Source organism: Mesorhizobium sp. (genome assembly GCF_965229135.1).
Lineage (GTDB): Bacteria > Pseudomonadota > Alphaproteobacteria > Rhizobiales > Rhizobiaceae > Mesorhizobium.
In genome coordinates, this window is record NZ_OZ245860.1 from 1023154 (window position 1) to 1037922 (window position 14769).

The following is a 14769-nucleotide window of genomic DNA, read 5'->3' on the forward strand; positions in this document are numbered from 1 at the left end:
GCGAGGTCGGGGTGCTTCGGGGGATATGCAGAGTTTGGCATTTTGGGAAACCGACCAATGGCTCGGTTTGATTGGGCTTGTATTTGGCATCATGCTGATCGCATGGTTGGAACGGAAACCATCGACTTGGCATCTGGGCCTTGCAACATTCTTTTTTCTTTTCAGCATCATCCATCTTCTGATTCCGCAAAAGAGCGCCGCGCTCTGGATGACGCTGGCGTTGACCGCAACGATCGGCATCGCTTCCAAGGTTAAGTATCGCTATCTCAGCTTCAACCTTCTCGCCGGAGATCTTCTTTACCTCGTCGGAAGCAGCATCCGTGGGCTGCTGGCAGACCACACACGTCTGATCGTCACCACGACTTCCGCCATGATCGCGGTACTCGCAATGGGTTGCGTGATTGCAATCGCGATCGAGGAGTCGGTCAATCCATTCGAGGTCCGCGTTCAGCTGCTGGGAGCGGCAACCCTGATTTACTTCGCGGTATTGTGGTCAAGTGGCGGATCGGCACGCTTTAATTTCCGGGTGCTGACCCGGGATCGTGCCCATCTCTCGGCATTTGTGGCCTCGTGGTTCAAAGTCGGGCTCTCGCCCCGACCGGTTTTCATAGACATTGACCAGGAGGCATTGCCGCTCCTCGCGCCGACACAGGAAAAGCGCGCGCAAGGTGAAAAAGAGCCCAGCATCATCCTGATCCTGCATGAATCGACATTTGATCCCAGATGCCTGGGGTTGCCACTCGAAACCCGGTTCGAAAACTTCTTTGCACCGCAAGACGGCCTCTCGGGCCGGCTTCATGTCGATGTGTTCGGCGGCGGTACGATACAGACCGAATTTTCAGTGCTGACCGGCCTGTCATCGCTGTCGTTCGGCAGTGACAGCGGCTTCGTATTCCATCGCATGCCCGGGCGGATCCATCACTCACTGCCATCTTTTCTGAACGGCATCGGGTATGATGTTTCCCTGATAAGCTGCAGCGGTCCGAAGCTGCTGAATTGCGAGCGTTTCTACCGGTCGCTCGGATTGCGGAATATCAGTTTTGCGGATGCCCTGCAGGCGCCCTTCGACAGGGCGCGCTGGGAGCGCGAACATCATGATGAACAGCTCTACTCCCACGCGCTCGATCTGTTGGCAAATCGGAATGACGATAAGCCGTTCTTCCTATCGGTCATGACGCTGATGAACCACGGCAGCCACGGCAACCGCATATTTGGCGCCGAACATCGCGCTGAGCTCCGGCAACGCGCCGCCGCTTCCACGGGCAACACGGATTTTGGCGAATATATCGTCCGGCTTGCCGACAGCGTCGACGCCTACGAGGCGTTCCGCAGGGGCCTTCGTGAAAGACTGGACGGCAAACCGGCGATCATCGTCCGTTTCGGCGACCATCAGCCGTCTTTCACCGCCCCGCTTAGCGGCAAAGCGCCCTCCGATCCGGCGCTGCACAAGACATTCTATGCGGTCGAGGCCGTCAACTGCGTATTGCCGCTGGATGTTCCATCACCGCCAGTACTCGACGTGACCTATCTGTCGACGCTCGCGCTGCTGGCCGCCAAGGTGCAGCTCGATCCTGTCTTCGCCACCCGTGCCGCCTTGCTAAGAAACGACCCGGCTGTCTATTTCGACCCAACTTCGGTGCCGAAACGGCGGTTCCATCGCGCTCTTGTCGAAGCGGGTGCGGTCGATCTCGCCTGATCGTCTTGCCGCTCACAGGAGGCTTCGCTACACCGGGCGCAGAGCCTCAATCCGGAGCACGCCATGGCCGAGACCCCCTACGACCCACAAAACATCTTTGCCAAGATCCTGCGCGGCGAAATCCCGTCGCACCGCGTCTACGAAGATCAATCCGTGGTGGCCTTCATGGATGTGATGCCGCAAGGGCCTGGGCATACACTAGTTGTCCCCAAGGCGCCGTCACGCAACCTCCTCGATGCCGACCCTGCAGCGCTGGGCCCACTGCTCAAGGCTGTTCAAAAAGTGGCGCTGGCGGTCAGAAAGGCTTTCGAGGCCGATGGCGTCACCATCCTGCAGTTCAACGAGCCGGCTTCGGGGCAGACTGTCTATCATCTCCACATCCACGTCATCCCACGCTTCGAAGGCATCGCATTAAAGCCGCATACCGGCGTCATGGAGAAGCCCGAAGTTCTCGCTGATGACGCGGACAAGATCCGTAAAGCGCTGGTTTGAAACACACCAGCCCTGTCGTGTGAGGTGCACGCCCAGGTCAGGATAATGATCCGCCCCGGCTTCATCATCGCCCGCCCCATGGAAAAGCCCCGTCTTCCAGAGACGGGGCTTTGGCGAGATCAGGCGTCAGTGCCAGTAAGGCGTGACTTTGTAGTATTCGTAGGACGCATCACGTGCGTTCTCGCCATCCGCTCCGGCCAGTTCATTGATCGAATAGGCGGGCGCCGCCTCCAACTGCTCCTTCGAGAACGGCACGACATAGCCTTGCTTGGCCTTGTCGTAGCCGAGACTTGACCATGGTACGGCGTGGTATTTTTCGCCGATGCCGAGAAAGCCGCCAAAACCGATTACCGCGAACATGATTCCATTCGACGTCTTGTCGAGCATGATGTCCTCGATGCTGCCGATGCTCTTGCCTTCGGTGTTGTACACGGATGTACCGATGACGCGCGAAGCGGCAATGGCTTCCGTGTGGCCTGTCTGGGTTGTCATGATGTGCTCCTCTTTGTCATTGATCGGTACTTTGACAATGAGGGGCGCCGGCGAAAGTTCCCGAGTTTTGCGGCGACCGCCGGTCACTCCGCGAGGATGAACGTGACCTTCATGTTGACCCTGTAGGCGGCGATCTTGCCGTCCTCGACAACGATCTTCTGATCCTGAATCCAGGCGCCTTCGACGTTCTTCAATGTCTTGGAAGCGCGCGCGATTCCCTTCTCGATGGCTTCCTGAAAACTCTTCTTCGACGATGAGGTGATTTCGGTAACGCGGGCGACGGACATGGCTTTTCTCCTGCCAGGACGCTCATTTGCCAGGCAAGCGTACAACCGGAGTGTTATTGCCACAAGCGCAGGCGGTTTCAGCCCTTGGCGATGCGATCGAACGCCATCAGCCGTTCAAGCAAAGCCGGCATATCCTTGAGTGGTACCATGTTCGGCCCATCGGAAGAGGTCGAGTTATCGGGATCCTGATGGGTCTCGATGAAGACACCGGCGACGCCGACCGCAACCGCCGCTCGGGCCAGCGTCTCGACAAAACGACGCTCGCCACCCGAGGAGCCGCCCTGGCCGCCCGGCTGCTGCACCGAATGCGTGGCATCGAAAATCACCGGCGCGCCGATCTCGGCCATGATCGGCAGAGCGCGCATGTCGGATACCAGCGTGTTGTAACCGAAGGACGCGCCGCGCTCGGTGGTCAGCACGTTGGCATTGCCGGAGCCGGTGATCTTGGCGACGACGTTCTTCATGTCCCAAGGAGCGAGGAACTGGCCTTTCTTCACATTGATAACCTTACCGGTCCTGGCGGCGGCGACCAACATGTCGGTTTGGCGGCTGAGAAAGGCCGGTATCTGCAGAATGTCGACATGCGGCGCGACAATCGTACACTGTTCCTCCGTGTGAACATCGGTCAGGACAGGTAGCGAAAATTCCTTGCGCAGTTCGTCGAAGACCGGAAGCGCTGCCTCCATCCCGGCGCCGCGCGTCGCCGACAGTGAGGTGCGGTTGGCCTTGTCGTAGCTGGTCTTGTAGACAAGGCCGATCCCGAGCTTGCCCGTCAGTTCCTTCAGCGCGCCCGCCATATCGAAGGCATGCTGACGCGATTCGAACTGGCAGGGCCCGGCTATCAACGAGAGCGGTGCGTTGTTGGCGAAAGTTACGTTGCCGACGGTTACGGACGGATTGGGCTTGCTCATCGGATCTCCCGGAAAATAAACGCCGCGCCCTGCCCTGGCGCTGGCTGCACGACGATGTCACTGCCGCGTATGTCGTGTGCGATGCCATTGGCTGCAAGCAGCGTCCTGGCAATCTCGACATTCCGCACCGAAAAGACGATTGCGGCGAAGCGCAGCTTTGACGGCGCGCCGGACGGCACACCAAGGCGGCCTTCGAATTCCGCGGGTGTCAGTACGGTCAATCTCGCGTTCGGCAGGTTGAAAGAGTTTTCCCCGCCGACGCCGGTCGCGATCGAAATCAAACAGCCCTGTTCAGCGGGACTGTCGCTGACTGCCGCGACTTCCAAGATGCCGGCCGCACCATTGGCATGCGCCTGCAGCGCGGTGCGATCGGTATTCGGTGCATTGATCCGCTCACAGGCGAACAGGAATGCATCGGTCGCCTCGCTGGCGGACGCGAAAGCGAGCCTGAACGATGCCATGTCGCTCTTGCCGGACCTGTCCACGAACGCACGCGAGAAATTCAGTACATTTCCCCCCGATACGCCAGCCTCGACAAAGCGGGCATGATCCGCATCCGCGCTGTCCGTGCCCAGGACCACGGCGGAAAATCCATCCTCGCCGCGCCTATCGCGATAAATGCGGTCGCGTGCGACGAAGACATTGCCTTGCGCGATCGCCAGTGTCGCGGCCTGCATGTTCCCCACTGCCAGCGGTTCGAGATAGGTACCATCGGCAAGGAAGACGCAGCAGTTTTCGGTGCCGAAGGGATGGATGCCGTTGGGAGCCACGACGAACCCAAGTGAAGTCAGCCGTGTTCGCGCCACATCCAGGCTGACGGTTGGCAGCACGAGATGGTCGAGCGGATGCTTGGCTGCATTTTCTTCGGTCATGGGCGCGATGTGCATCATTCCGGAAAGGGGTTCAAGAGCTTGATCCGGCGACCGTGCGAATCCCGGCCCCAAGGCGGCAGGATGCTTGCCGTTGTCGAGAACCGGCCTACGTGACTCCTATGAGAAGGATTAGTTCATCGCAGCGGCGATTCTTTCCATGACGGTGATTGCCCTGCTGGTCTGGAACGCGCCCAAGTGGGACGGCATCGACATGACCGATTCATCTTCTGTTCAGACCGAATAGGTCGGCCCCTTTCGGCTGGATGTCATCGGCAGCCGCGTTGGCGGCGGAAGTCTGCTTTCGCGTTTCCAAGAATATGCGGGTAAAGAAAGCCGCCACACCCACCTGTTTGGGATAGACCCAAAAAGAGTTTACACGCAAAGGCTTGGCGACGATAGGGTGCGCGGCATCGCGTGACTCGGGCGCGCCAACTGGCACCTGCATTCTCCTGCGATCAATTCATCCACATCAAAATACTCTTTACAGGATCGATTCGTGTTTGACCGCGTTGCGCCACAATACTCCACCAAACATGAGCTTCCCCTGTGACCGTCTCTCCAACCTCGTTGCCGATCGAACGTGACAGCCTGGTCGCGCCCAGGCTGGCAGTTGTCGTTCCGGCCAGAAATCGTCGTGAGAGCCTTCCAAGAACCTTGGCGTCCGTTCTTTCCGACCCCAGGCTGGATATCGAACTCGCTGTCGTTGACGACGGCTCGGACGATGGCACGGCCGACTATCTGGCCTCGCTCAGCGACCCGCGACTGATCTGGCGACGCTTGCCGGTGCGAGCCGGCGCGAACCGCGCCCGCAACGAGGGCGCGGCCCTGACCACCGCCCCGCTGATCGCCTTTCTCGATTCCGATGACGCCTTTGGTCCGGATCGGATGAGCAGGTTGATCGCCCACTTCGACGCACATCCGGACATCGCCTGTACCATCGATGGCTTTAGCGATGTTTCGAACGGGCGCGAGCGCCTGCACGAATTGCCGCTGTTTACGCCGGACGGAGAAACGCTGCGGCAGCTGCTGCTCAGCCACTGCATCCCTCTGACGAATTCGACCGTCACCGTCCGCCGCGGCGCGTTTGCAGCGATCGGTGGCTACGATCCCGACCTGATGCGCCATCAGGATCGGGAATTCCTGGCACGGCTGGGGAAGGATCACAGAATCGTCTTCGGCGGAGCGACGGACGTACTCAAATATCGAACCGTAAACTCAATCTCACATGACCACGCCGGTTATATCGAGGGGCTGGACAACCTTGTTGCGCGCTGCCCGGACTATCGGGCGGCCGATTATGGCCCGATCCTCAGCTATCTGACGATACGCGGTATCATGAAGGCGCTTGCACAGGGCCGCTTCGGCATCGCGCTGGCCGAACTGGAAGCCTGGCGAAGCGCCGCCAATCTGCCACGGGGCCTACATGTGCTATCGGGCTATGTCTCGGGGCGCCGGCAAAGGCGCCGACTGACGCAGGATTTCGCTCAGGTCAGAGCAACGACGTCGGCGGAATAACGCAATTCGCGCAGTGGTTTCACCTCGCTGGTCGTCCTGGCGTAGACTGGATGCGCCTTGTAAGCGGCAAGCGCCGCCTCATCTTCGAATTCGGCGTAGACAACCACATCGATCTCGTCCGACATCGGATCGACTTTCGTGTTGAGGGTGACCTCGAAGAGGCTGGAATGAGGGATTTTGCCCAGCGCCAGCAGGCCGTTGCGAACAGCCTCCACATCATCTTTGCGCCGCGCACTGAAGAAAACGATATGCCGGATCAACCCAGACTCCCCGATCGCTATGCGGGCGTCTTTTGGGTCAGCAAAACTGTTTCGTCAACAGGCAAGGATGCCGCGCCGGCGAGCCGCTGGGACGTTCAAGCCTTGCCGGTGACATAGCGCACGACGCGCGACAATTCCCGAACGGTCGTGTCGAGATAGCGGCCATGATTGTAGAGACCGTCCCAGATGAGGAAGAACGTAATGGCGCAAATGACGATTACATAACGCATGGCTAAAGCTAGCGTATGTGATTGGCCGCATCCATAGCCATTCGCGGATTGGCAAGCGCCCTCCCCAGGATCTTCTCGAAAGCGTTTTTCTCGGACTTGCCATGGCAAGACGGCTTCCGACGCGCCGAAAGACACTTTGTCTGGCGTCAGGATGAAACTCGACGTCGATTGCCCCGTAACTCATTGACCAGCAACAGAGCGAGCCAACGCCCTGGGACCAGAAAATCGACGCAAGGGGACAAGATGAACATCGTGCCTATCAACCGGGGCCAGGACGGCGCCAGAAAGAAGATAGCGGTTATCGGGTCGGGAATCTCCGGCGCCGCGGCAGCGTGGGCGCTCAATTCGACGGCTGATGTCACCTTGTTTGAAGCATCGGGCCGGCCTGGAGGGCACACGGCCACGGTGGACATCGACTACGACGGCACTCCGGTCTCGGTCGATACCGGCTTTATCGTCTATAATGAACTCGCCTACCCGGACCTTACGGCGTTGTTCTCGCACCTTGGCGTGGCCACGCATGAAAGCGACATGGGTTTTTCCCTGTCGCTCGACGGCGGCAAACTCGAATGGTCCGGTTCGACACTGCGCACGATCTTTGCCCAGAAGCGCAATGTCTTCTCACCCGGCTTTCTTTGGATGCTGCGTGAGATCCTGCGCTTCAACAAGGAATGCGTTGTCGATCGCGACAGCGGTTCGCTCGGCCACCTGACCATCGGCGATTATCTGGAGAGAAAGCGTTTCTCCAACGTGTTTCGCGACAATTATCTGATGCCGATGGCGGCGGCCATCTGGTCGACTCCCCGCGCCAAGATGCTCGACTATCCGGCGGCAAGTTTTATCTCCTTCTTCGAAAACCACCGCCTGATCCACAGCGAGCGCCCCATGTGGCGCACGGTGAGCGGTGGCTCGCGGAACTATCTGGAAAAACTGCTGGCGCCGCTTGGTACCAGATTGCGGCTGGCAGCGCCGGCCAGGACCATGGTCCGCGACGCCTTCGGCATCACTGTATGGGCCGGAGACCAGGCGCCGGACCGCTTCGACAATGTGATCATCGCCGCCCACAGCGACCAGGCGCTTGCCATGCTGGGCGACGCGTCCAGCGTCGAGGAATCGATCCTCTCGGCCATTCCTTACCGCCCGAACCGCGTGATCCTGCACCGCGATCCTCGCCTGATGCCGAAGCGCCGCGCTGCCTGGTCGGCATGGAACTATCTGCGTTCTTCCTGCGAACGTGACGAACCCGAGGTTTCCGTCACATATTGGATGAATCGCCTGCAGGGCATCGACGAGAGCAAGCCGTTGTTCGTCTCACTCAACCCGGTCGTCGAGCCTCGGAAAGGACTGGTGTTTGGCGAATGGGTCTTCGACCACCCACAGTATGATGCACGCGCCCTGTCGGCGCAGGCGCGGCTCGACGACATCCAGGGTGTGCGCGGCACTTATTTCGCTGGCGCCTGGACAGGCCATGGCTTTCATGAAGACGGGCTTCGGTCTGGGCTCGACGCGGCGATCGCGCTTGGCGCATCGGTTCCGTGGCGTCCCCAAAATGCCCTGCCGGGACTCGCACTCGCGGCCGAATAGGGATTAGGCTGAGACAATGGCCAGGGAACGCGTAACGACGATGACAGAGAACGGGCCGCCCCCACAGGCGGCCGGCGTGCTCTATCCTGGCGACGTCATGCATGCGCGATTGAAACCATTCGGTCATCGCTTCGTCTATTCGGTTTTCTCGCTGCTCGTCGACATCGACCGCCTGACCGAGATGAACGGCATGACTTGGTTGCTGAGGGTCAATCGGCGCGGCTTGTCCTCATTCCATGAGAGCGACCATGTCGAGCGGGATGGCGAGACATTGCGCGACTTCGCCGACCGGCTGCTTGCCGGCGCCGGACTTGCCAAGCCTGCCGCCCGGATCCTGTTGCTCGCCTATCCGCGCATCCTCGGCTACGTCTTCAATCCAATCTCGGTCTATTTCTGCTACGACGATGCCGGTGCGCTGATCGCCATGATCTATGCCGTGCGCAATACATTCGGAGAGCGACACAGTTACGTCGCTCCGATCGAACCCGGCGACCTCAGCCCTGCCGGTGTGCGCCAGACCCGGACAAAGATCTTCCACGTTTCACCTTTCATCGACATGGGAGCCCGTTATCACTTCCACATACTGCCCCCCGGAAAGGTGGTGCGCCTGCGTATCCACGAGACGGAGAAGGGTGAACCATTGCTGTCGGCGACCTTTGCCGGCGAAGGTCGACCGCTTGGCACACCGCAGCTGGCGACTTGCCTCTTGAAGTTCCCGCTGATGACGTGGAAGATTATGGCGGGAATTCACTGGGAAGCGCTGAAGCTCTGGTTAAAGGGTGCGCGTTTTCGTTCGAGCCCGCCCGCTCCCGAATCGATCAGTTACCGGGACCAGGGAGCGGCGTTCGAGCCTGGCGAATGAACTGCGAGAGAGTGAGGAGCTTGGCAGCTACTACAGCCGGTTCCGCAGAAGTCCAGGAACGTGAAATGGCTAACAGGGAAAACACCGGCGTTGGGTTGGGCGAGGCGATCAGGCTCGATGAGTTCAATTTCGCCGAAATCGTAAAGGGCTTGCCTGCCAAGGCAAAAATGGTGCTGTCGGCGGCGATGAACCTGCCGCGCGGTTCGCTGAAGGTGAGAATGCCGGATGGTCGCGCTGTTCTGGTTGGCGGCAAGGGTCCCGGTCCCGATGCGGAACTGGTGTTGAAGAACTGGCGCTTGCCTGGCCGCGCCTTTACCGGCGGCACGATCGGCGTCGCCGAGTCCTACATGGACGGCGATTGGGAAAGTCCCGACGTGACGAGTTTCCTGGAGCTGTTCGTGGTCAATTCAGAGACCGGCGAGCGCATAGCGGGCGGCGCCAGCTGGCTGATCAACGCCGTCCAGCGCATCCGCCACTGGTTCAACGAAAACACCCGGACAGGCTCGAAGCGCAATATCTCGGCGCACTACGATCTCGGCAACGCCTTCTACAAGGAATGGCTCGACCCGAGCATGACCTATTCCTCGGCGCTCTATACGAGCGGCGCCAATGATCTGGAAAGCGCTCAGGCCGCCAAATATCGTGCTCTGGCCAAGGACACCGGCATCGGACCGAAGGACCACGTGCTGGAGATCGGGTGCGGCTGGGGCGGCTTTGCCGAATTCGCCGCACGCGAGATCGGATGCCGCGTGACAGGGCTGACGATCAGCCGCGAGCAGCATGACTTCGCCAAGGCACGCATCCAGAAGGCAGGGCTCGCCGACAAGGTCGATATCAAGCTGCAGGACTATCGCGACGAGACCGGGAAATACGACCGCATAGCCTCGATCGAGATGTTCGAAGCCGTCGGTGAAAAATACTGGCCGGTATTCTTCAGCAAGATGAAGGATTGCCTGCGGCCTGGCGGCACCGCCGGTCTGCAGATCATCACCATCAACGAGAAGGCCTACGACACCTATCGGGCCCGTCCGGACTTCATCCAGCGCTATGTTTTCCCGGGCGGCATGCTACCGACGCCGTCCATACTGAAAGCACTTGGTGCCAAGCATGGCCTCGCCCATCTGCGCGAGCATGTGTTTCCAGACGACTACGCCCGTACGCTCGCCGAGTGGCGCCACCGCTTCTGGGCATCCTGGGAAAAGATCGTCCCGCTGGGTTTCGACGATCGATTCAAGAAACTCTGGGAATTCTATCTGCACTATTGCGAGGCTGGCTTTCGCGCCAGCTACATCGATGTCCGCCAGGTGATCTACAAGGCATAGTATCCAAAGACCTTCCCAGAAGTACCTTTCCAGAATCCAAACCTGGGTTCAACCATACCTGGCCGATCGCTGTCTGCTCATTTGAATGTGATGCAACCGCGGTCACGAGGTCGCCGTTTTTCCGCACTGGCGCCCGCGCCACATAGCACATCAACGCTGAGCGCCTCTTTGACATAGGAGGCTTCCTTGAAACGATCTGTAATCGCTACGCTAATCCTGATGGCCGGGATATCCGCTGCCGCCGCAGCACGCGAGATATCGCCACCCGTCGATAATCCTCTAAGTCTTAGTACCAGCCAGGCACCGACGCCTGAGGTCATCGACAGCACACCCACTTCCGCCATCGGTTCCCCCGCGGGAGTGACTTCGCCGAACGCGCCGAGCGCCGCGCCCGGCACATCGACAGAACCATCGCCGCCACCGGTTCCGACCTCGCCCGACACGACCGTTCCCGTGGCACCCATGCCTGCGAACTAACCGGTCGGTTTTAGTGCCCGTTCAGACGGCCCCGTTGGGGCCGTCTTCTTGCATTGTGGCGCAAAGAGCAGGAACGGCTCGAACTGCCGACATGAATTTGCCCCGCCATCGCTCTCAAAAAGACGAATCCCGACGCAGGCTGCGGCAGGCCGGTAAGGCGGCGGCTCTCATCGACAGCGTGAACAAACCAATCCACGCCGCCGGGCGTCGTAGATTTAAATCACCTCGCATTCGCAAGCCGTTTCTCAGAGAAGGATACGATACCTTGCAAATCCCCCCTCGCCTTCGCCGGCGGGCTCAATCCTCAGCGTCTTGACCTCGGCGATGAAATTCTTCGCCTTGGCGCCGGTCTCGAAAACCACGCTGGTTCCTGGCAGCGGGGCAAATGACCAGTTATCGTCCGCCGTCGGGTTTATCGTGCCCTGGCTGACAATATAGCGAACGATCACATCGCGGTTCGTGTCCGGCGCCTCGTAGATGATCTTCGAGGCATTGATGTCGGGGAAGTTGCCACCACCGCCGGCCCGGTAGTTGTTGGTTGCAACGACGAATTTCTGTGCGGGATCAATCGGTTTGCCGTCGAACATGAGGTCAACAATGCGATTGGAACCGGCATTCGCCACGCCGCCCTTGGCGTCATACTTCGGCGGCTGCGACAAATCGATCCTGTAGGTGACGCCATCGATGACATCGAAGTTGTAGGACGGGAATTCAGTGTTGATGAGTGGCTGGTCGCTCTTGCCCGGCTCGATCCTGTTGAAGATGCCGGCCGACATTTCCAGCCACTCCCTGACCTGCGCTCCCGTGATTTCGACGGCACGAACAGTGTTCGGATAGAGGTAGAGGTCGGCGACGTTCTTGATGGCGATGTCGCCGACTGGAACGTCGGTGTAATAGTCGGCGCCATTGCGCCCACCCGCCTTGAAGGGTGCCGCCGCCGACAGCAGCGGCACATCCTTCCACTGGGTGTTCTTGAGGATGTCCTTGAGATACCAGGTCTGCGCCTGGCTGACGACCTGCACCGAGGGATCGTCGGCGACCAGCGAGAAATAGGAATAGAGCGGGGCCGATGTCTTGCCGACGGGGCGGCGTACATAGGCAAGCGTCGCCTGATGATCCTGTTCGAGCGCGGCGATGATGCGCTTGTCGTCGTCGACCGTCGGCTTGTTCTTGTTGTCGACGCGCTCGAAAATCGGCCGCGCCTCGGAAGTCGCCGAGACGACCCGCCATTTTGACCCGTCGCGCTCCAGCATCAGGTCGATCAGGCCCATATGCGAGCCCCAGAAGCCGCCCATGACCGCCGGCTTGCCCTGCAGAGTGCCTCGTTCCGTATCGACGCCCTCGAGCGCCAGAAAATACTTCTTGCCCGGGAAGACAAGATGCTGGTGGCCGGTAAAAACGGCGTCGATGCCGTCGACGCCGGCCACGAAGAACGAGGCATTCTCCATCATGTCGCCCTGCTTCACGTCGATGCCGGAGTGGGAGAGCGCGATCACGATATCGGCTCCCTCTTCCTTCATCTGCGGCACCCATGCCCTGGCCGCCTCGACGATGTCGCGCGTATTGACGTTGCCTTCGAGGTTCTTCAGATCCCAGACCATGATCTGCGGCGGCACGAAGCCAATGACGCCGATCTTGATCGGTTGCTCGGCACCCGAACCATCCCTGATCTTCTTCTCCAGGATGACATAGGGCTTGAGGTAGAGCTTGTCGTCGCGCGGGTTGGAGGCAAGCGTGGTGCCGCGGATCAGGTTGGCGCACACGAACGGAAAATTGGCGCCGGCAAGCGCCTTGTCCATGAACGACAGGCCGTAATTGAATTCGTGGTTGCCGAGCGTCGAGCATTCGTAGCCGAGCAGGTTCATGCCCTTCATGATCGGGTGAAGGTCGCCCTCCTTCATTCCCTTCTCATAGGCGATGTAGTCGCCCATCGGATTGCCTTGGAGAAGGTCGCCATTGTCGATCAGCATCGCATTGGTGGCTTCCTTGCGCACCGCGTCGATCAGCGACGCCGTGCGCGACAGCCCCATCGTGTCGTTCGCTTTGTCGGCGTAATAATCGTAGGGCAGCACATTCACATGGATGTCCGTCGTTTCCATGATCCGCAGATGCGCCTGGTTGCCTTGGGCGCGGGCTGAGAACGGATGAAGCATGACCAGCGCTCCTGTGGCAGCAGCGCCGGCGAGAAAACCACGGCGCGAGACGGAGTGGAGCAGTTGGGACATTGTTTTCTCCTTCTTCGACATGACAAGTCCTGCCCAAAGCAAAGCTTCGCGCCGAAATCCTCTTGAGTCCATCAAGAAGAATCACGCGCAGTCGATCAGCAAGACATGACGCGCCGATGAAGGTCTAGGGAGACGGCGAAGGAGGCGAAGTCAGCCCTTGTCGTCGTCACCCTGCGTGATCAGGCGCGCGCTACGTTGACCCGTCGCATATATCCATAGCCAGCTAAGCGACACCGCAAGCCGGTTGCGAAACCCTATCAGGAAATAGACGTGCGCAATGCCCCACAGCCACCAGGCCGGCCAGCCGGTGAGCTTTATCCAGCCGAGATCAATCGCGGCCGATCGCTTGCCGATCGTCGCCAGGTCGCCATCGTGCCTATAGCGGAATGGCCTTTGGCTTATGTCGCCTTCGAGCCGGGCCTTGATGGTGGTGGCGACATGGCGGCCTTGCTGCTTGGCGGCGGGTGCAACGCCTGGCACTAGCCTGCCGTCCGGGCGCAGGACATGCGCCGCGTCACCAATGACGAAAATCTCCGGGCTGCCGGGCACCGTCAGGTCAGGCTCGACAAGCACCCTGCCCGCCCGGTCCGCCGCCGCTCCAAGCCACTCGGCGGCGGGCGAAGCCGCGACCCCCGCTGCCCACAGGATCGTCCTGGCCGGCAGATGCGTCTTGCCGAAGACGACCCCTTCCGCATCGCAACGTGTTACCGCCTGGCCGAGTTCGACCGTCACGCCAAGCCGTTCGAGTGCCTTGCGGGCATAATCCGAGAGTTCCGGCGCGAAATTGGCGAGGATGCGGTCGCCGGCCTCGATAAGCACCACGCGGGCGTCTCGGGTATCGATGTTGCGGAATTCGCCACGCAACGTTTCATGCGCGAGTTCGGCGATTGTACCGGCGAGTTCAACACCGGTCGGTCCGCCGCCGACGATGGCAAGCGTGAGCAGCGCCTGACGCTTTTGGGCGTCGGTCTCGCGTTCAGCCTGTTCGAAGGCCAGAAGAATACGCCGTCGAACGGTGGTGGCGTCCTCCAGCGTCTTGAGGCCGGGCGCGAAGGGTTCCCACTCATCATGGCCGAAATAGGCATGGCGGGCGCCGGTGGCGAGCAGCAGCGTATCGTAGGCCACCTCGCTGCCGTCATCGAGCAACACCAGTTTGCCCGCTCGATCGACTCCCACGACGTTGGCGAGCAGTGTCGTCACATCCTTGCGTTTGCGCAGAAGATGGCGGACTGGCCAGGCAATCTCGGAGGTGGCCAACGCCGTCGTCGCCACCTGGTACAGCAGGGGCTGGAAAAGATGATGGTTGCGCTTGTCGATCATGGTGATGCGAACTGGCGCGCCTGCAAGCGCGCGCGTGAATTCGAGGCCTCCGAAACCCGCGCCGACAACAACGACGTGATGACTGGCTTCACTCATCTCATTCACCCCAGTTTATCCGAGATTTATGTAATGGCCTTTGTGCACCGCAACAATGTCGTGGCGTGCAGGGCTGCCCTGCATTAGGACCGCCCGGAGTTTCGCCCTCTCATGTCGTGAATGCACGT

The 14769-nt window shown here is 60.1% G+C and carries 15 protein-coding genes; 6 read left to right on the forward strand and 9 right to left on the reverse strand.

Features of this window, described 5'->3' with window-relative positions:
• Positions 1 to 34 precede the first annotated feature (34 nt).
• Both ACO07C_RS04955 and ACO07C_RS04960 read left to right on the forward strand, forming a co-directional pair.
• Positions 35 to 1696 (forward strand): sulfatase-like hydrolase/transferase, encoded by a 1662-nt coding sequence (locus tag ACO07C_RS04955; RefSeq protein WP_421913116.1) that lies wholly within the window; start codon positions 35 to 37, stop codon positions 1694 to 1696.
• A gap of 63 nt (positions 1697 to 1759) precedes the next feature.
• Positions 1760 to 2188: an HIT family protein gene (locus ACO07C_RS04960; RefSeq protein WP_421913117.1), complete on the forward strand. Its 429-nt coding sequence runs from the start codon at positions 1760 to 1762 to the stop codon at positions 2186 to 2188.
• A 126-nt stretch (positions 2189 to 2314) separates the two neighbouring features.
• On the opposite strand, the gene ACO07C_RS04965 is transcribed toward ACO07C_RS04960, so the two are convergent.
• The 4 genes from ACO07C_RS04965 to ACO07C_RS04980 form a co-directional block, all read right to left on the reverse strand.
• A complete protein-coding gene (locus tag ACO07C_RS04965; protein ID WP_421913118.1) occupies positions 2315 to 2680 on the reverse strand; it encodes a PRC-barrel domain-containing protein in 366 nt (121 codons plus the stop codon).
• Positions 2681 to 2763: 83 nt separating this feature from the next.
• On the reverse strand, positions 2764 to 2967 hold the full coding sequence (locus ACO07C_RS04970; protein WP_354458942.1) for a dodecin family protein: 204 nt from the start codon (positions 2965 to 2967) through the stop codon (positions 2764 to 2766).
• 77 nt (positions 2968 to 3044) lie between these two features.
• A complete protein-coding gene (gene kdsA, locus ACO07C_RS04975) occupies positions 3045 to 3878 on the reverse strand; it encodes a 3-deoxy-8-phosphooctulonate synthase (protein ID WP_421913119.1) in 834 nt (277 codons plus the stop codon).
• A complete protein-coding gene (locus tag ACO07C_RS04980; protein ID WP_421913120.1) occupies positions 3875 to 4750 on the reverse strand; it encodes a VOC family protein in 876 nt (291 codons plus the stop codon). The genes kdsA and ACO07C_RS04980 overlap by 4 nt, the downstream gene beginning before the upstream one ends.
• Positions 4751 to 5296: 546 nt before the next feature.
• Between ACO07C_RS04980 and ACO07C_RS04985 the strand changes: the two genes are divergently transcribed.
• The gene (locus ACO07C_RS04985) at positions 5297 to 6265 is read left to right on the forward strand and encodes a glycosyltransferase family 2 protein (RefSeq protein ID WP_421913121.1); all 969 of its coding nucleotides are present in this window, start codon (positions 5297 to 5299) and stop codon (positions 6263 to 6265) included.
• On the opposite strand, the gene ACO07C_RS04990 is transcribed toward ACO07C_RS04985, so the two are convergent.
• A complete protein-coding gene (locus tag ACO07C_RS04990; RefSeq protein ID WP_421913122.1) occupies positions 6235 to 6525 on the reverse strand; it encodes a Dabb family protein in 291 nt (96 codons plus the stop codon). The two genes, ACO07C_RS04985 and ACO07C_RS04990, sit on opposite strands and share 31 nt — an antisense overlap.
• 95 nt (positions 6526 to 6620) lie before the next feature.
• Positions 6621 to 6755 (reverse strand): hypothetical protein, encoded by a 135-nt coding sequence (locus ACO07C_RS04995; protein WP_421913123.1) that lies wholly within the window; start codon positions 6753 to 6755, stop codon positions 6621 to 6623.
• Between the two features lie 243 nt (positions 6756 to 6998).
• Between ACO07C_RS04995 and ACO07C_RS05000 the strand changes: the two genes are divergently transcribed.
• The 3 genes from ACO07C_RS05000 (at position 6999) to ACO07C_RS05010 (ending at position 10523) form a co-directional block, all read left to right on the forward strand.
• A complete protein-coding gene (locus ACO07C_RS05000; protein WP_421913124.1) occupies positions 6999 to 8339 on the forward strand; it encodes an NAD(P)/FAD-dependent oxidoreductase in 1341 nt (446 codons plus the stop codon).
• Positions 8340 to 8355: 16 nt separating this feature from the next.
• Entirely contained in the window at positions 8356 to 9201 is an 846-nt protein-coding gene (locus ACO07C_RS05005; RefSeq protein WP_421913125.1) for a DUF1365 domain-containing protein, read from the forward strand.
• A gap of 65 nt (positions 9202 to 9266) precedes the next feature.
• Positions 9267 to 10523, forward strand: coding sequence for a class I SAM-dependent methyltransferase (locus ACO07C_RS05010; protein WP_421913126.1), 1257 nt, complete (start codon positions 9267 to 9269; stop codon positions 10521 to 10523).
• 77 nt (positions 10524 to 10600) lie between these two features.
• On the opposite strand, the gene ACO07C_RS05015 is transcribed toward ACO07C_RS05010, so the two are convergent.
• From ACO07C_RS05015 to ACO07C_RS05025, 3 genes are all read right to left on the reverse strand, one after another.
• Complete coding sequence (locus ACO07C_RS05015; protein WP_421913127.1) at positions 10601 to 10966, reverse strand: hypothetical protein; 366 nt, start codon at positions 10964 to 10966, stop codon at positions 10601 to 10603.
• 279 nt (positions 10967 to 11245) lie between these two features.
• Positions 11246 to 13225 carry a bifunctional 2',3'-cyclic-nucleotide 2'-phosphodiesterase/3'-nucleotidase gene (locus ACO07C_RS05020; RefSeq protein WP_421913128.1) on the reverse strand — a complete coding sequence of 660 codons (1980 nt, stop codon included), beginning with the start codon at positions 13223 to 13225 and terminating at the stop codon, positions 11246 to 11248.
• A gap of 150 nt (positions 13226 to 13375) precedes the next feature.
• Positions 13376 to 14641, reverse strand: coding sequence for an NAD(P)/FAD-dependent oxidoreductase (locus ACO07C_RS05025; RefSeq protein ID WP_421913129.1), 1266 nt, complete (start codon positions 14639 to 14641; stop codon positions 13376 to 13378).
• Positions 14642 to 14769 lie beyond the last annotated feature (128 nt).